Consider the following 17,281-nt stretch of genomic DNA (forward strand, 5'->3'; position numbering starts at 1 on the left):
AAAAAGAAAATGGCAGGGCTAGACGATGATTACCGCTCAACCCTGCTAGAGTCTGGGATTAAAATGCGCTAGCCGTGACAATTTGGCCACTTTCGAGGGAATGATCGGGTTATTTACTGGCGTGAAACACGTGAATAGTTGTAAACTTAGATAATAATTGAACAAAGCTTGTGTTTTGTGCTTCAAGTACATAGCATAAGGCTTTATTTTAGAAAAATAATAACGACCAAATAATTGCCGCTTTTTGGGACTGAATATATGCGAATTACTCCTTTATCTCTGTTAATTTCAGCTAGTTTGTTGGCTAGTAGTGCATTTGCACAAGACACAGCAACAGTAACTGGAATTGAATCTGAGATTAGTACAAAACAGATCGACTATGACAAATCTACAACAATACTTGATAAACATTTAAAAGAAGAAAGCCAACTGCAAACCCAGTTGCAACTTTTGCGTTCACGTTCAACCGAGTTAGATAAAGAAAAAAACCAAGCACTCGACGCGATGAATGAAATGTACCGTCGTTTAATTGATGATCCTAGTATTAATATAACCGCAGCTCAGGCACGTTATCAAAAGGCTGTGGTCGATCACAAGCAAAATAAAGATGATATTTCTATGCAGTTGGCGGCAATTGCATCCCACCGTAAAGATATAGAGCAAATTCGTGTTGCTAAACACACGCTTTTAAACACTTTAGAGAGCTTAAAAGAGCAGTTAACTACCGCCAGAGTAGAGCGTTTACGTAACGAATTTACCCGCGAAGGCACGTTAGAGGTTAATCACACAATTAATTGTAAGCGTACCGAAACACTTGCAGCGTGTGAGCAACGCGGACAGCAAATGGGGTTACAAAAAGCGACTAAGCGTTTTGTTGACCAAATATTTGCTAACTTAACTGAAGAGCGTTTAGTTGAACCCAAACGTAATTTGGCCGGTGCTCAGGTACAAATTTTAAGTAGTCATGTGGTAAAAAGTGCATTTAGTGGCCAAGGCAATTATAACGTTAATTTAAGCGTTACTATGCGTGGTGAAGTTAACAGTAGCCGTTTATGTAACTTATTAAGCATTGATAACCGCTACTGCTCTGAATACGGCACGCCCATGGCGGCAACATATCAGCCTACTTACAGCACAACTTTTTCAGATAGTCAGTTAACATTCAGTAAGCACGCGGATAATGGCAACGTTTCGGCGGCTCGTTTAAACGAGCAACCAGTGCGTGATTATGCAGTAAAGCCTATGGTAACAAACAACTCGGTTATTGCTAATAACGATAAAAACCAAGCAGTAGAATTAACGCTACGCTCAAACGTATACGACGACGAAGTGTTTATTGATGGGGTTAGCTTTGGCTCAACCCGCTTAGTAACCCGCTTACCGCGAGGTGTGCACAATATTGAAGTGCGCAAGCTTGGTTATAAACCTTATCAGGTACGTGTTGATTTAAATAAAGCACAAACCGTGCATGCCAATTTAGTAAAAAAGTCAGAGTCGATTGCTGCACCGACATACACGCGTGAGCAACCAGAGCAAACAACTCGTAAAGTTAGCGACAACATTAGTGTATTAAACGCTAATGTAAAAACTTCGGTAGTTGTTATTCCGGCAGGTAAATTTAAAATGGGCGATATTAATGGCAATGGTTTAGCCAATGAGCGCCCAGTTATTGAAAAAGTAATTGCCAACTCTTTTGCTATGCAAAGCAAAGAAGTGACAGTAGGTGAGTATGAGCAGTTTGCTGCTAATACAGGCTACAAAACACAAGCTGAGCAAGGTAAAGGCTGCGCCTATTATTTAAATGGCGAACCCGTATGGGAAGCTAATTTAAATTGGCGTAATCCTGGGTTTGAGCAAACAAGTGATTTTCCGGCTGTTTGTTTAACTTATAGCGACGCTAAAGCGTATGCTGATTGGTTGTCAGGGCAAACAGGTCAACAGTTTCGTTTACCTAATGAGGTTGAGTGGGAATACGCTGCACGCGCAGGTAGTCAAACAGAATACCCTTGGGGTAACGATATTGGTAAAAATTTAGCGAATTGTGGCTGGTGTGGTAGTCAATGGTCAAACAAGAGTGCTGCACCGGTAGGATCATTTTCTCCTAATGCATTTGGTTTATACGATACCGTAGGCAATGTATGGGAATGGACTAACAAAAACTCGGGTGAGTCGGATGTTGCGGTTAGAGGTGGAGCGTGGAATTTTGCGCCTAGCCTTGCACGTGCCTCAACGCGATTAATATTAGCGCCCGACTTTAGAGCTAACTACATAGGTTTTCGCTTAGTTCGCGAACGATAAATAGGAAGCTTTGCTTCCTTTTTTAACTAAATTACAAAGGCAGCTGTGCTTAATATCGCTCATTATATTAGCGTATTAAAGTGAAAGCAGCTTAAATAAGAACGTATTTCAAAGGTCATCCAGCCTCATGTTTAAAAAACTCCGTGGTATTTTTTCAAACGATCTATCGATCGACTTGGGTACAGCCAATACCCTCATTTATGTAAAAGAAGAAGGCATAGTACTTAACGAACCATCAGTGGTTGCTATTCGTCAAGAGCGTGCTGGTGGGCCTAAAAGCGTTGCTTCAGTAGGTACTGAAGCAAAGCAGATGTTAGGCCGTACGCCTGGTAACATTAAAGCTATTCGACCAATGAAAGACGGCGTAATTGCCGATTTTTATGTTACCGAAAAAATGTTACAGCATTTTATTAAGCAAGTGCATAACAATAACTTTATGCGTCCAAGTCCACGTGTACTTATATGTGTGCCTTGTGGTGCAACCCAAGTAGAAAAACGTGCAATACGTGAATCTGCAATGGGAGCGGGTGCTCGCGAAGTGTATTTAATTGAAGAGCCAATGGCTGCGGCAATTGGTGCAGGTTTACCGGTATCAGAAGCCACAGGTTCTATGGTTGTTGATATTGGTGGCGGTACTACCGAAGTGGCTATTATTTCGTTAAACGGCGTAGTTTACTCCTCGTCGGTACGTATTGGTGGCGATAAGTTTGACGAGGCAATTATTAATTATGTGCGTCGTAACTTTGGTAGCCTGATAGGCGAAGCTACTGCTGAAAATATTAAGCATCAAATTGGTTCTGCTTTTAAAACCGATGAACCAATCGAAATTGAAGTGCGTGGCCGTAATTTAGCCGAAGGCGTACCGCGCTCATTTATATTAAACTCGCACGAAATTCTTGAAGCGCTACAAGAGCCATTAATGGGAATTGTTAGTGCTGTAATGGTTGCCCTTGAGCAATCACCGCCAGAGCTAGCGTCAGATATTTCAGCGCACGGTATGGTGTTAACCGGTGGTGGTGCATTACTAAAAGATTTAGATCGTTTATTAATGGAAGAGACTGGTATTCCGGTTGTGGTTGCTGATGATCCGCTTACATGTGTTGCCCGTGGTGGTGGTAAAGCGCTTGAAATGATAGACGTGCACGGCGGTGATGTATTTAGTTACGACTAATGAAATCAATGTTTGCACAAACCGTCTCCTTGCAACTGCGACTCTTTGTCGCAGTGCTTTTGAGTGTCATACTGATTATTGGCGATAAGTACACCGAAGGTGGAACAAACGTTCGTACTAGTTTAAATACACTGGTTAGCCCATTAATTTATGTGGCTAATTTACCCTACGAAGTATTTAGCTTTGGTGCAAAAAGCTTACATACCCGCGATCAATTACTTACCGAAAATGAAGCGCTGAAAAAAAAGCAAATGCTGCAAAGCGAGCAGCTACAGCAATACCAGTTTTTGAGCAGAGAGAATCAAAAATTGCGCGCCTTATTAGGCTCATCGGCTAAACCGTCAAATCGTAAAATTATTGCGCAAGTACTGTCAGTTCATTCAAACCCGTATAGTCATCAAGTTGTTATAAACCGAGGAACCACCAATGGACTTAGCGAAAGCCAAGCCGTAATTGATGATATGGGTGTAGTAGGGCAGCTTACCAAAGTAGGCTCAACCACCTCACGCGTGTTATTAATGACCGACACTACCCACGCTACGCCGGTACGTATTTTACGTAACGATGTGCGTACAGTGGTTGAAGGCATAGGTAAAATTAATGTTGTTAAGCTCTCTCATGTACCGCATAGCCTAGATGTACGTATTGGCGATGTATTAGTGACCTCAGGTCTTGGAGGCATCTTTCCGGAGGGCTACCCCGTTGCCGTAGTTACTGAAATAAATCGCGATGAAGGCCAGCCGTTTGCACAAGTTTATGCAGAACCCATAGCGCAGCTAGATCGTATTAGATTATTAGTAGTGCTGTGGCGAAATCAACAGGAGCAGGTTAGCGATGATTAATCGTTATTCGTTGTTAATTGCACTGAGCATTTTTTTTGCGTTAGTAATGGCTTTGATGCCGTTACCGTTTTCGTTTGAACCCTTTCGTCCTGACTGGGTGCTATTGGTATTAATGTATTGGTCACTTGCTGTGCCACATCGTTTAAATATAGGAACCGCATGGATTGTAGGCTTATTAATAGATTTAGCTTCTGGTTCGCCGCTAGGGGTTAATTCACTTACTTATTCAATCTGTATTTTTGTTACCGCCAGTAATTTTCAAAAAATCCGTAACTTTTCGCTATGGCAACAAAGCTTATTAATTGGCTTATTTTTAACTCTCTATCACTTAATGCAGTTTTGGCTAAATCACTTTTTATTGGGTGTGTACTTTAGCCCGCAATACTTATGGCCTGTGCTTACAGGTATGTTGAGTTGGGTATGGGTGTTTTTATTACTGCGTAAATACCGTAGACATTTTAGGATCAGATAATGACCAACGCCGTATATTTGGCATCTGCCTCGCCTCGCCGTAAAGAGCTTTTAACGCAACTAGGAATCGAATTTACACAGTTTAGTGTTGATGCCGACGAGAGCCAACTCCCCAATGAACCACCTTATGATTATGTAGAGCGCTTAGCGCGTTTAAAGGCGCAGTCGGGTGTAGCACTTGGTTATACCGATCGCCCAGTGCTGGGCAGCGATACCGTAGTGGTTATTGACAATAAATCACTTGGTAAGCCTTGTGATGAAAATGACTTTACCCATACATTAAAGCGCTTGTCGGGCAATACTCACCAGGTATTAACCGCGGTTGCTTTTGCAACAACAGATAAGGTGCTTAGCTGCGTAGTAAGTACTAATGTTACTTTTAAAACCCTCAGCGATGATGAAATACATACCTACTGGCAAAGTGGCGAGCCACAAGATAAAGCAGGAGGATATGGCATTCAAGGCTTAGGCGGTCGATTTGTTACTCATATTTCGGGTAGCTATTTTGCTGTAGTAGGCTTACCTTTATACGAGACCGAACAATTATTACAAACATTCTTAAGAGGCTAGCATGAGTATAGAATTACTAATTAATGTCACGCCAAGTGAAAGCCGTGTTGCCCTAATAGAAAACGGTGTTCTACAAGAAATACAATTAGAGCGAATTGGCAATTTAGGGATTGTTGGTAATATTTACTTAGGAAAAATTAGCCGTGTTTTACCCGGCATGCAAGCCGCCTTTGTTGATATAGGCCTTGAAAAAGCTGCATTCTTACACGCCTCAGATATTGTAAATAGCGCCTCTATTGTTGAAGGTGTTGACGATACCCCGATAAAAAAAGTACAAGATATTCGTGAGTTAGTTCGCCAAGGGCAATATATTATGGTGCAAGTGGTAAAGGATCCACTGGGTACTAAAGGCGCGCGTTTAACTACCGACATTACCATACCTTCTCGCTATTTAGTGTTTATGCCCGACGCCACCCACGTTGGCGTAAGCCAGCGTATAGAAACAGAAGAAGAGCGTGGCAGATTAAAAAAAATCGTTGCTGAATACAGCGATGAAAACGGCAGCTTTATTGTGCGAACCGCCGCAGAAGGCGCAAGCGAAGCCGAATTAAGGCACGATGCTGCATTTTTACAAAAATTGTGGCAAAAAGTGGTGTCACGTCGTAAAAAAACCAGTAAAGCCAGTATCTTACATGAAGACTTAACCCTTGCTTTTAGAACGCTACGTGACTATGTGGGCGAAGACATGGAACGCATTAGGGTTGACTCTAAACTAACCTACCAAGAGCTTAAATTATTTACCGAAGAGTTTGTGCCAATTTTGTCGCAAGTGCTTGAATATTATCCGGGTGAGCGCCCCATTTTTGATTTGTTTGATGTTGAAAACGAAATACAAAAAGCGCTGCATCGTAAAGTAACCCTTAAATCGGGTGGCTATTTAATTATCGATCAAACCGAAGCGATGACCACGGTTGATGTTAATACTGGTGCATTTGTTGGTCATCGTAATTTAGAAGAAACCATTTTTAATACCAATGTTGAAGCAACTTCTGCTATTGCGCGCCAGCTTAGGCTGCGTAATTTAGGCGGTATTATTATTATCGATTTTATCGATATGGTAAGTGAAGATCATAAACGCCGCGTAATGCATTCGCTCGAATCGGCATTAGCAAAAGATCGTGCTAAAGCTAATATTAATGGCTTGTCGGCATTAGGTTTAGTAGAAATGACCCGTAAGCGCACCCGCGAAAGCTTAGAACATATATTATGTGATGTTTGTCCTGCGTGTTCTGGTCGTGGTTCACAAAAAACAGTAGAAACAGTGTGCTACGAATTACTGCGCGAAATAGTGAGGGTTAATCGTGCTTACGATGCAGATAAGTTTGTGGTTTATGCCGCGCCAGCGGTATGTGAAGCATTACTAAACGATGAATATCATAACTTAGCCGAATTAGAACTATTTATTGGCAAACAGGTCAATATTCAAGTTGAGAGTTTATACAGCCAAGAGCAGTTTGATGTGGTAATGATGTAATGAAAGCAAAAGCGGTCTGTTTTTTTTGTTTTAGAAAGTTATGGCAAACGTGTGCCATAATTTTAGTGTTACTGGCCGTGACTGTTTCTATTTTAAAATATACCCTACCTTATGCAAACGACTATAAAGATAATATAGAAAACTACCTACATACCAAGTTTGATATTAGTTTATCAATCGGCTCTATTTCAGCAAGTTGGCAAGGTAGCGGGCCTGCTCTAGTGCTCGAAAACCTATCATTTAAAGACAACCAAACTGCACCTATTGCACTCACTATAGCTAAAACCAGTTTAGAGCTTAACTTGTGGGAAAGCTTAAAAACGCTGCAATTAAAGTCAAACTACTTTGTAATAAATGGCTTTCATACCAGTATTAAAGTAGCTAATTTATTTGCCAAAAATGAAGGCGAAGTGTCGTTTGAGCAAAAAGAGCTAATAGAAGAGCTATTTTTGGGTGACACAGGCCACTTCGCAATAGAAAACTCCAGCATTAACTTTATTTTAGAAGACGGTACTGAGCGTAAGTTACTGTTAGAGAATATTGTTTGGCAAAATCAAAATAAGCAACACTTAGGTAGCGGTAGCTTAGCATTACCGGGTATTTCGGTGGGAAGTTTTGATGCGCGAATTGCACTCAAAGGCGATACTATTGAAAAAATGGCAGGCGACATGTATGTGCAAGCTAATGAGGTAGATGTATCTAACTGGTTAGCGCAATATATTAATACCGAAAAACAGCAACTGCACAGCAACATAAACTTACAAGCTTGGTTAGAGCTTAATCAAGGTTTAGTGAGTGATGTTAAAGTACAGTGGTTACCTAGTTTTGCACGTTGGGAGTTGGCTGGAGAAAAACAACAGCTGAGCCTAAGCGAAGGGGGATTTCATTTATTTCCTGAACAAAAAAGCTGGCGGTTGAAAAGCACGGGGTTAGCGTTTAATAGTAATGATAAAAGCTGGCCGAGTTTAGAGTTTGAGGCACTGCTGGGTAAGCAAAATAAAATTTGGTTACAGCAAGTTGATATAGCGCTACTTAGCGATTTAGCCGAGCTGACTAACTTTAATAACCTAACGCCATTTTTACAGCGCCAACCTAGTGGGCAAATAAAGCAAGCTTACTTAGACTATACCCATAGTGAGCAATGGCAGCTGTGGTTTGAAGCCGATAATATTGGCTGGCAAGAGCAGCACGCAATACCTGCCGCACAAGAACTGCGAGTTAGTGCTCTGGTTAATCAGCAATACGGGCGAATTACCCTGTTTGGTGAAAATAACAGCCTAATTACCGGTGATAGTTTTAGCCAAAATATAGATTATGAGCAATTAAATATAGAGCTCAATTTAGCCAAGCGCAGTAATGCTTGGCACATTAGTAGTGACAATATTTGGTTTAATAATGATGAAGTAACCTTTGCTGCAGAAATGCAGCTTAGCTTAGGCGACGAACCGCGTTTAGATTTATACGCCGAAGCATTTGCACCCGACGCGAGTATTGCTGGGTATTATTTTCCTTTAAAAGCGATGAGCCCTGAATTAGTTAGCTATTTAAATGGCGCTATAAAAGGCGGTGAAGTGTCAAAAGCACAAGTGCTTTTTGCAGGCCCGCTAACAGGCTTTCCATTTAGTGACGGCTCTGGGCAGTTTGATGTGTTAGCACAAATAGATAACGCCACTTATCAGTTTGATCCCGACTGGCCTGCAGTTACTAACGCCAGCGCCCAGTTACATTTTGCCAACGAGCGCATGGATATTTATAGCCAGCAAGGCAAGTTAGTAAATTTAGCTGTGGGTAGTAGTGTACGCGTTAGCATTAGCGATTTAATGCATGCCGATGAGCTAGTAGTTAAAATAGATAAGCAAGCCGAGCTTGAAAAAATGCACGACTTTTTTGCGGCCACGCCACTTGCCAGCCCGCTTGCTGAAATTTTTAAAATTGTGCAAGGTAAAGGCGAAGCTAGTGCAGATATAGAGCTGTTAATTGGTTCTAAATTTGCTAATGGTGCAAGTGTGAGCGGCAAAGTAAATTTAATAGACTTACCTGTTTATATTGCGACTCCAGGCATTGAACTGGATAACTTAAACGGCGAGCTGCATTTTAAAAACAATGAAATAACCCTCACTAATGCCACTGCAACATGGTTGGGCATGCCACTCAATATTAACTATGACAGCAAAAGTATTGAGCAAGATTATCGCGCCAATATAAACATAAAAGCGCAGCTAGATGCCGAGACTCTTATTGCGAGCGGCCAAGGGTTATTAAAAAACTACCTTAGCGGGAAAAGTGCAGCCGATATTGGTTTAGTGCTTAACTTTACCGAACAAGGGTTTGATTATCGTGCGCAAGTAACCTCGTCATTAATTGGTTTAAGCAGTACTTTACCGGGTGACTATGCTAAAAGCAGCGAGCAACCATGGCCACTCAATGCAGTTATTCAAGGCGATAATATATCTAACTTAATTACCGCTAATATAAAGCAGCTATTTTATTTTAACGCCATTTTAGATAACGCCAACACCCACTTTAATAATGCTCATTTTGTTATCGGTAAAAATGATTTAGGGCTTAATAAAAAAGATTTAGCGGTTAGTATTAATTTACCACAAACCGATTTGCTTCCGTGGCTAGAGTTAATTGAGCAAATTATAAATGTATCTAAGCAAGGCTCAGAGCAAGCATCAGCTAGTGTTATGCCACCACTGCATGAAGTACTTGCTAATATAGAAAAACTTAATATTAGTGACGTGCAATTTAATGACTTTGAAATGCGCTTAGCACCTACCCAAAACGATTTATACCTAAAGTTAAATGCTAAAGAATTGCGTGCAGGGGTGCTAATTCCTATCTCGCAAGCCAGCCAGCCGATTCGAATTAATAGCGATTATTTAAGGGTTAACTTTATTGAACCAACAAATGTTAAGCCAGTTGCAAGCACAGAAACAGCCGATGACGTAAGCTGGCTTACTCAGCTACCCGCAATAGAATTTGAATGTGGCGATTGTAAGGTGAGTCAGTATCAGTTAGGTAAAGTAAGCGCGTCTTTATTGGGGGATGGTAAACGGCTTGTTATTTCTGAGTTAGTGGTTGATAAGAACGATCATATTTTACGCACCCATGGGCAGTGGCAAAATGGCCAAACGCAACTCAGCGGTGAGCTTAAAAGTGAGGATATAGGCGCATTATTTAATGAGTTTGACTTAACCACCGCAATTAAAGATTCAAACGCAACCATTAACTATAATCTTGCATGGCAAGCAGCCCCGTATAACCTTGATGTAGCAAGTCTTTCGGGCAATATTGATTGGCGTTTAGGCGAAGGACATTTAACCGAGGTAAGTGATGGTGGCGCGCGGGTGTTCTCGTTACTGAGCCTAGATTCACTAGTGCGTAAATTAAAACTCGATTTTAGAGATGTGTTTTCCAAAGGTTTTTTTTATAACAGCATGCAAGGCACAATGCAGCTTGATAAAGGCATTGCCTACACTCAAGATACTAAAATGGATGGCGTACCAGCCGACTTAACCATTAAAGGTTATGCTAATTTAAATACCCTAGAAATAGACTACGACCTAGCGGTTGCGCCGCAAGTAACCTCCAGCATACCTATAATAGTAGCTTGGATGGTTAACCCCGTTACCGGCCTTGCTGTGCTTGCTATAGATAAAGTGATTCACTCGGCGCGCGTTATTTCCGAAATAAACTTTAAAGTAACCGGTAAAATGAATGACCCGCAAGTACAAGAACTTGACCGTAAAAGTCGTGAAGTAACGCTACCACAAGCGGCGCAAAATCAGCCTCAAGCAGCAACAAAGCTTAAACTAAAAGACGCTGAGGTGAGCGTTACCCAATGAGAAATAGCCAATGAGAAATAGCTAATGAGTGCTACCTTATGAGTGAAGCAATTCCGACAATTATTGCTCTGCAAATGTGCTCTGGGGTTGATCCTGAGCAAAACATACAAACGCTAGTTAATCAGTTACAACAATTACCCACTACAAGGCCACTATTAGTGTGCTTGCCTGAAGCCTTTTTAGTGTTTAGTAAATCGGGTAACGATACCTTAAAAGTGGCTAAGCATGCAGAGCGTTATAAGCAGCAGTTAAGCGAGCTGTGCCAATTGCATAATATTTGGTTAAGCGCTGGTACTATGCCAGAACCTTATAACGACAATAAATATTACGCCGCGTCGCACTTATTTAATGCCCAAGGTGAGCTCGTTGCCAGCTACAATAAAATGCATTTATTTGATGTAACAGTTGACGATTCAACAGCCAGCTATCGAGAATCAGACTTTACTCAAGCAGGAAATGAAGTTGTTGTTGTCGACTCTCCCTTTGGTAAAATAGGCTTAACAGTATGTTATGATCTGCGTTTTAGTACTTTATATACTCAACTTGTACGCCAAGGCGCAGAAATTATATTAGTCCCTAGCGCCTTTACGGTAGTGACCGGACAAGCCCATTGGCAACCTTTATTGGCGGCTCGTGCAATAGAAACACAATGTTATGTGATTGCTGCAGCGCAATATGGAGCACATGAAAATGGCCGCCAAACCTATGGCCACAGTATAGTTCTGTCTCCTTGGGGAGATACATTAAGTGAGTTGCCCACGGGCACAGGTTTTATAAGCGCCACGTTAGATTTAAAGCAATTACACAAAATTCGACGAGATATGCCAGTGCAATCTCATCAACGATTTAGAGAGCATTTATTATGAATACGGTTGAACAGCATTTATTACACGACAGCCAGCTAAATCGAGAAGAACTCGAAAAAACGCTCGCCTACATTCATCAACATAAGGTGGATTACGCTGATTTATACTTTCAATCAAGTCACCATGAATCATGGGTACTTGAAGACGGCTTAGTAAAAGAAGGTTCATACAATGTTGAACGAGGCGTAGGTGTACGCGCAGTAAGCGGCGAAAAAACCGGTTTTTCGTACTCAGATGCAATCACCCTTGAAGCACTTAATAAAGCCGCAACTGCAGCGCGTAGTATTGCCGAGGCCGGTGAAAATAAATCAATTCAAGTATTTAGCGATGTAACTGCAAAGCAGCAGTTTGCCCCGCATCAGCCAATTTCAAGTATGAGCGATACCGATAAAGTAAATTTGTTACGAGAGCTTGAAAACTATATTCGTGAACTAGCACCCGACGCAGAGCAAGTAATAAGTTCAATGTCGGCCGTGTACGAAGAAGTACTTATTGCCGCTAGCGACGGTACTTTTGCCACCGATATTCGCCCACTTATTCGTTTAAATTGTTCAGTACTACTTGAAAAAAATGGTCGTCGTGAACGCGGTGGAGCCGGTGGTGGTGCGCGTTTAGATTATGGTTATTTTAAAGAGTTAGTCGAGGGTAAACCACGTTGGATGGAGTTTGCAGAAGAGGCAGTACGCCAAGCAAAGGTGAACCTAGAAGCCATTGATGCACCAGCCGGAACCATGGAAGTGGTGCTAGGAAATGGCTGGCCAGGTGTATTATTACACGAAGCCGTAGGCCACGGCCTAGAGGGCGACTTTAACCGTAAAGGCGCCTCGGCGTTTAGCGGAAAAGTAGGGCAAAAAGTAGCGTCTGAGCTATGTACTGTGGTTGATGATGGCACTATGGCTGATCGTCGTGGCTCACTTAACGTAGACGATGAAGGCACACCTGCGGCCTATAACGTACTTATCGAAAACGGTATTTTAAAAGGCTACATGCAAGATAAAATGAACGCGCGCCTAATGGGCGTTAGCCCAACGGGTAACGCACGCCGTGAATCGTACGCACATTTACCTATGCCACGCATGACCAATACTTACATGTTAGGCGGTGAGCACAGCCAAGCAGATATTATCAGTAGTGTTAAAAAAGGCGTGTTTGCGCCTAATTTTGGTGGCGGACAAGTTGATATAACGTCAGGTAAATTTGTATTTAGCGCATCAGAAGCCTATTTAATCGAAAACGGTAAAATTACCCAACCAATTAAAGGCGCAACCTTAATAGGTAACGGCCCAGAAGTAATGCAGCAAATATCTATGGTAGGTAACGACCTTGCGCTTGATAAAGGCGTTGGCGTGTGCGGTAAAGACGGCCAAAGCGTCCCTGTTGGGGTGGGTCAACCTAGTTTGAAAATAGACAAGTTAACAGTAGGCGGAACAGCTTAATTACTGCTATTTGATTTAATAAAAGATAAAAGCAGCGCAGTGTTTGGACATAAGTAAAGGGTGTTGGCTTGCGATCACTAAGTGTGTGCTTTAAATAAGCTGGTATATAAACCTAAACATGGTTTGTATTTTGAGCTGAACCCTATTCACGGCTGCGCTTATCGTAGCCGTGTTTTTAATTACATGGTAGAATTTGCGCAATTTTTTGCAGCAAACAAAGTAGCACAGCAATGATCTTAGATGATATTCGCGTTGTTTTAGTTAACACATCACACTCAGGTAATATTGGCTCGGCGGCTCGCGCCATGAAAACCATGGGCTTATCAAAGCTTTATTTAGTCGACCCAGCGTGTGAAATCGACAGTCATGCCAGTGCATTAGCCGCTGGAGCAAGTGATGTTTTAGGTAATGCTGTGATTGTTGATACTGTTGCAGATGCAATTGCCGATTGCGCGTTAACTATTGGCACGAGTGCACGCTCTCGCACACTATCTTGGCCTATGGTTGAGCCACGTGAATGTGGTGAAAAGCTAGTAAGCGAAGCTGTGAATGGCCCGGTAGCTTTGGTGTTTGGTCGTGAAAATAGCGGCTTGAGCAACGATGAATTACAGCTTTGCAATTATCATGTATGTATTCCGGCAAATCCAGAGTACAGCTCGCTTAATTTAGCTATGGCAGTGCAGACATTATGCTACGAAACGCGAATGGCGTTTTTAAATCAGCAACCTAAAATAGCCGAAGAAGATGACACCGTTTACCCTAGCTCAAAACAAACTGAGTTATTTTACGGGCATCTTGAAGAGACACTGTTTAATACTGGGTTTATCATTAAGCAGCACCCAGGCATGGTTATGACCAAGTTACGTCGTATGTTTAATCGTGCTCGCCCTGAAGATGCTGAAATGAACATTTTACGTGGTATTTTAACCTCTATAAATAAGTCGATACCTAAATAATAATGGTTATAGCAATTAGTTATAACAAGCTACGATTAAATAACGCGCTAATACTTGACTAAATTACTCAGGTAATTACAATAGGACGTAATACTTGAGTAAAACACTCAGGTATTACGTGTTTAGCTAAGAACTGGTTTTAAGTTTTAATACTTGACTAATTTACTCTGGTAATTAAAATTTGCACTCTTTTGTGCGGAGGGCGTTATGAAGTTAACATCAAAAGGCAGGTATGCCGTTACAGCTATGCTGGATGTTGCACTGCACACAGGTGTAGGTCCTGTTGCCCTTGCTGATATTTCACAGCGACAAGAAATTTCTTTGTCTTACCTTGAACAGTTGTTTGCCCGTTTACGTAAAAACGGTTTGGTAAGCTCTGTTCGCGGCCCTGGCGGTGGTTATTTATTGGGGCGTAAAGCGGACGCTATTTCTGTTGGTGATGTGATAAATGCAGTAGATGAGTCAGTTGATGCAACACGTTGCCAAAAAAGTGATATAGGTTGCCAAAGTGGTATGCGCTGTTTAACTCACAATTTGTGGTCAGAATTAAGCGCACGAATAGAAGAATTTTTAGATAATATTACCCTTGCTGAATTGGTAGAGAAATCTGATGTGAAAGAAATCGCATTACGCCAAGATAACAGTGTTAATGATGCAATTAAGCAGTTGGAAAATATTCAAGTAAGCTGTCAACTTTAAGGTTGACCTGCAGCGGAGAGAGAAATGAAGTTACCGATTTATTTAGATTACGCAGCAACCACGCCTGTTGACGAACGTGTTGCCAAAGAAATGATGCAATGCCTGACAATGGACGGTAATTTTGGTAATCCTGCGTCACGTTCACATAGGTTTGGTTGGCAAGCTGAAGAAGTGGTTGATCAAGCACGTACCGATGTTGCTGATTTAATTAATGCAGACCCACGTGAAATTGTTTTCACTTCGGGTGCAACTGAATCAAATAACCTAGCAATAAAAGGCGCAGCACAGTTTTACAAAAAGAAAGGTAAGCATATTATTACCGCTAAAACTGAGCACAAAGCTGTAATCGACACGTGTCGTGAGCTTGAGCGTCAAGGTTTTGAAGTAACCTATATGGACGTTGAAGAAAACGGCCTACTTGATTTACAAAAACTTGCCGACACTATGCGTGACGACACCGTACTTGTAAGCATCATGCATGTTAATAACGAGCTAGGTGTAATTCAAGATATCGCTACAATTGGCGAAATGTGTCGCGAACGTAAAATTATGTTCCACGTAGATGCAGCACAAAGCGCAGGTAAAGTATTAATTGACGTACAACAGCTTAAAGTTGATTTTATGTCGTTCTCAGGCCACAAAGTATATGGTCCTAAAGGTGTTGGTGCACTTTACGTTCGTCGTAAACCGCGCGCTCGTTTAGAAGCACAAATGCACGGTGGCGGCCACGAACGTGGTATGCGCTCTGGCACACTTGCTACGCATCAGTTAGTGGGTATGGGTACAGCGTTTAGAGTTGCTAAGCAAGATTTCGAAAAAGACCATGCACATATAAGCGCCCTACGTAAGCGCTTAATTGACGGTATTATGAGTGATATGGAAGAAGTGTACTTTAACGGTACACAAGACCAATCAGTACCAGGCATTGTAAATATCAGCTTTAACTTTGTTGAAGGTGAGTCGTTACTAATGGCAGTAAAAGACATTGCAGTATCGTCAGGTTCAGCCTGTACGTCAGCAAGCTTAGAGCCTTCTTATGTTTTACGTGCACTTGGCCGTAACGACGAATTAGCACATAGCTCAATTCGTTTTAGTATTGGTCGTTTTACCACCGAAGAAGAGATTGATTACACCGTTGAGTTAATGAAAAACTCTATCGGTCGCCTACGTGAAATGTCTCCACTTTGGGAGATGCATCAAGAAGGTATTGATTTAGATTCAGTTGAATGGGCTCACCACTAATAATAGTGCGAGTACATACCTAGCAGGTAGTGAGGATAGAATTATGGCTTACAGTGATAAAGTAATCGACCACGTAGAAAACCCACGTAACGTAGGTGTTTTAGACAAAAATGATCCGTCAGTGGCAACGGGTATGGTAGGCGCACCAGCATGTGGTGACGTAATGAAGTTACAAATTAAAGTATCTGCCGATGGTATTATCGAAGATGCAAAATTTAAAACGTATGGTTGTGGTAGTGCAATTGCTTCATCTTCACTGGTAACAGAGTGGGTTAAAGGCAAAACACTAGAGCAAGCAGCGACTATTAAAAATACTGATATAAGTGCAGAGCTAGAGTTACCACCAGTGAAAATTCACTGTTCAATTTTAGCCGAAGATGCAATTCAAGCAGCAATTGCAAACTATAAAAGTAAACAAGCGAAGTAAGAGAGTTCCATGGCAGTGACATTGACAGATGCGGCAGCAAACCGCGTACAATCATTTTTAGCAAATCGCGGTAAAGGTTTAGGCCTGCGCGTTGGCATTAAAACGACGGGCTGTTCAGGTCTTGCCTATGTACTTGAGTTTGTTGACGAGCTAAACGACGACGACGAAACATTTGTAGCAAAAGGCGTTACCTTAATTGTTGATGCTAAAAGCTTAGTTTACATTGACGGCACGCAGCTCGATTACACTAAAGAAGGCTTGAATGAAGGGTTTAAATTTACTAACCCTAATCAAGCTGACGAGTGTGGTTGTGGCGAAAGCTTTACCGTTTAAATTTAAACGTGTTTTGAATACCTAAGTTACTTGGGTATAAAACAAGCCCTGCCAATAAACGTAGGGCTTTGTTATTTTTGAAATTAATTTCTGAATATTATTGGTTGAAGTTATGCGCTATTTTGAGTTATTTGCAATACCAGTTGACTACAATATTGATTTAGTAATAGTTAACAAGCACTACTTAGAGCTACAGCGTGCAGTGCACCCCGATCGCCATGCCAACGCCAGCAGTCGCGATAAATTAATGGCCGTGCAAAGCGCCGCAGAAATTAACGACGCACTACAAATATTAAAGCACCCAGTAAAGCGTGCCGAATATATGTTAAGTGAGTTGGGTGTCGATATTCGTGCTGAGCAACAAACCTTGCAAGATCCGGCATTTTTAATGCAGCAAATGGAACTTCGCGAAGAGTTAGAAGAGCTAACGTCAGCGAGCGATCCTGACACTGCAATCGCTAATTTTGAAAAGCAAATCAAGCAACTTAACGAACAATACAGTGCACAACTTGCACAGCAATTAGCAAGTAACGACGAGCAGCAATACCAAGCTGCTGCAGATAATGTTCGTAAACTAAAATTTGTTTATAAACTACGTGACGAACTAGAGCGTATTGAAGACAGTTTATTTGATGACTAATCACC

At 41.6% G+C, this 17,281-nt stretch carries 15 protein-coding genes; all 15 read left to right on the forward strand.

The genetic code is table 11. The annotated features are described in order from the left end of the window. Positions 1–258 precede the first annotated feature (258 nt). Positions 259–2,298, forward strand: a complete 2,040-nt coding sequence (locus HC000_RS02815) for a formylglycine-generating enzyme family protein (protein ID WP_179806921.1) — start codon at positions 259–261, stop codon at positions 2,296–2,298. Between the two features lie 127 nt (positions 2,299–2,425). Further along, the gene (locus HC000_RS02820; protein WP_011329327.1) at positions 2,426–3,469 is read left to right on the forward strand and encodes a rod shape-determining protein; all 1,044 of its coding nucleotides are present in this window, start codon (positions 2,426–2,428) and stop codon (positions 3,467–3,469) included. After that, positions 3,469–4,311, forward strand: a complete 843-nt coding sequence (gene mreC, locus HC000_RS02825) for a rod shape-determining protein MreC (RefSeq protein ID WP_172459221.1) — start codon at positions 3,469–3,471, stop codon at positions 4,309–4,311. Before HC000_RS02820 ends, mreC begins: the two co-directional genes overlap by 1 nt. After that, positions 4,304–4,783 (forward strand): rod shape-determining protein MreD, encoded by a 480-nt coding sequence (gene mreD / locus HC000_RS02830; protein ID WP_089368784.1) that lies wholly within the window; start codon positions 4,304–4,306, stop codon positions 4,781–4,783. Before mreC ends, mreD begins: the two co-directional genes overlap by 8 nt. After that, the gene (locus HC000_RS02835) at positions 4,783–5,352 is read left to right on the forward strand and encodes a Maf family protein (RefSeq protein ID WP_179806922.1); all 570 of its coding nucleotides are present in this window, start codon (positions 4,783–4,785) and stop codon (positions 5,350–5,352) included. The genes mreD and HC000_RS02835 overlap by 1 nt, the downstream gene beginning before the upstream one ends. Position 5,353: 1 nt before the next feature. After that, positions 5,354–6,826, forward strand: coding sequence for a ribonuclease G (gene rng / locus HC000_RS02840; RefSeq protein ID WP_011329323.1), 1,473 nt, complete (start codon positions 5,354–5,356; stop codon positions 6,824–6,826). Beyond that, the gene (locus tag HC000_RS02845) at positions 6,826–10,677 is read left to right on the forward strand and encodes a YhdP family protein (RefSeq protein ID WP_179806923.1); all 3,852 of its coding nucleotides are present in this window, start codon (positions 6,826–6,828) and stop codon (positions 10,675–10,677) included. Before rng ends, HC000_RS02845 begins: the two co-directional genes overlap by 1 nt. Positions 10,678–10,715: 38 nt before the next feature. Beyond that, positions 10,716–11,543: a carbon-nitrogen hydrolase family protein gene (locus HC000_RS02850; protein ID WP_179806924.1), complete on the forward strand. Its 828-nt coding sequence runs from the start codon at positions 10,716–10,718 to the stop codon at positions 11,541–11,543. After that, positions 11,540–12,979 carry a metalloprotease TldD gene (tldD, locus tag HC000_RS02855; protein WP_011329320.1) on the forward strand — a complete coding sequence of 480 codons (1,440 nt, stop codon included), beginning with the start codon at positions 11,540–11,542 and terminating at the stop codon, positions 12,977–12,979. Before HC000_RS02850 ends, tldD begins: the two co-directional genes overlap by 4 nt. Before the next feature lie 230 nt (positions 12,980–13,209). Beyond that, positions 13,210–13,935, forward strand: a complete 726-nt coding sequence (gene trmJ, locus HC000_RS02860) for a tRNA (cytosine(32)/uridine(32)-2'-O)-methyltransferase TrmJ (protein WP_011329318.1) — start codon at positions 13,210–13,212, stop codon at positions 13,933–13,935. Positions 13,936–14,142: 207 nt separating this feature from the next. Continuing rightward, a complete protein-coding gene (gene iscR, locus HC000_RS02865; protein ID WP_011329317.1) occupies positions 14,143–14,634 on the forward strand; it encodes a Fe-S cluster assembly transcriptional regulator IscR in 492 nt (163 codons plus the stop codon). A gap of 24 nt (positions 14,635–14,658) precedes the next feature. Continuing rightward, the gene (locus HC000_RS02870; protein ID WP_011329316.1) at positions 14,659–15,876 is read left to right on the forward strand and encodes an IscS subfamily cysteine desulfurase; all 1,218 of its coding nucleotides are present in this window, start codon (positions 14,659–14,661) and stop codon (positions 15,874–15,876) included. 43 nt (positions 15,877–15,919) lie between these two features. Next, entirely contained in the window at positions 15,920–16,303 is a 384-nt protein-coding gene (gene iscU, locus HC000_RS02875) for a Fe-S cluster assembly scaffold IscU (protein ID WP_011329315.1), read from the forward strand. Positions 16,304–16,312: 9 nt separating this feature from the next. After that, on the forward strand, positions 16,313–16,636 hold the full coding sequence (iscA, locus tag HC000_RS02880) for an iron-sulfur cluster assembly protein IscA (protein WP_011329314.1): 324 nt from the start codon (positions 16,313–16,315) through the stop codon (positions 16,634–16,636). Between the two features lie 112 nt (positions 16,637–16,748). Next, positions 16,749–17,276 (forward strand): co-chaperone HscB, encoded by a 528-nt coding sequence (gene hscB / locus HC000_RS02885; RefSeq protein ID WP_041454584.1) that lies wholly within the window; start codon positions 16,749–16,751, stop codon positions 17,274–17,276. Positions 17,277–17,281 lie beyond the last annotated feature (5 nt).

The sequence above is a fragment of the Pseudoalteromonas sp. MIP2626 genome (assembly GCF_013414205.1).
Taxonomy (GTDB): Bacteria; Pseudomonadota; Gammaproteobacteria; order Enterobacterales; family Alteromonadaceae; genus Pseudoalteromonas; species Pseudoalteromonas nigrifaciens.

Coding starts and splice junctions, on each gene's coding strand:
- HC000_RS02815 (WP_179806921.1), top strand. CDS start 259: ATGCGAATTACTCCTTTATCTCTGTTAATTTCAGCTAGTTTGTTGGCT.
- HC000_RS02820 (WP_011329327.1), top strand. CDS start 2,426: ATGTTTAAAAAACTCCGTGGTATTTTTTCAAACGATCTATCGATCGAC.
- mreC (WP_172459221.1), top strand. CDS start 3,469: ATGAAATCAATGTTTGCACAAACCGTCTCCTTGCAACTGCGACTCTTT.
- mreD (WP_089368784.1), top strand. CDS start 4,304: ATGATTAATCGTTATTCGTTGTTAATTGCACTGAGCATTTTTTTTGCG.
- HC000_RS02835 (WP_179806922.1), top strand. CDS start 4,783: ATGACCAACGCCGTATATTTGGCATCTGCCTCGCCTCGCCGTAAAGAG.
- rng (WP_011329323.1), top strand. CDS start 5,354: ATGAGTATAGAATTACTAATTAATGTCACGCCAAGTGAAAGCCGTGTT.
- HC000_RS02845 (WP_179806923.1), top strand. CDS start 6,826: ATGAAAGCAAAAGCGGTCTGTTTTTTTTGTTTTAGAAAGTTATGGCAA.
- HC000_RS02850 (WP_179806924.1), top strand. CDS start 10,716: ATGAGTGAAGCAATTCCGACAATTATTGCTCTGCAAATGTGCTCTGGG.
- tldD (WP_011329320.1), top strand. CDS start 11,540: ATGAATACGGTTGAACAGCATTTATTACACGACAGCCAGCTAAATCGA.
- trmJ (WP_011329318.1), top strand. CDS start 13,210: ATGATCTTAGATGATATTCGCGTTGTTTTAGTTAACACATCACACTCA.
- iscR (WP_011329317.1), top strand. CDS start 14,143: ATGAAGTTAACATCAAAAGGCAGGTATGCCGTTACAGCTATGCTGGAT.
- HC000_RS02870 (WP_011329316.1), top strand. CDS start 14,659: ATGAAGTTACCGATTTATTTAGATTACGCAGCAACCACGCCTGTTGAC.
- iscU (WP_011329315.1), top strand. CDS start 15,920: ATGGCTTACAGTGATAAAGTAATCGACCACGTAGAAAACCCACGTAAC.
- iscA (WP_011329314.1), top strand. CDS start 16,313: ATGGCAGTGACATTGACAGATGCGGCAGCAAACCGCGTACAATCATTT.
- hscB (WP_041454584.1), top strand. CDS start 16,749: ATGCGCTATTTTGAGTTATTTGCAATACCAGTTGACTACAATATTGAT.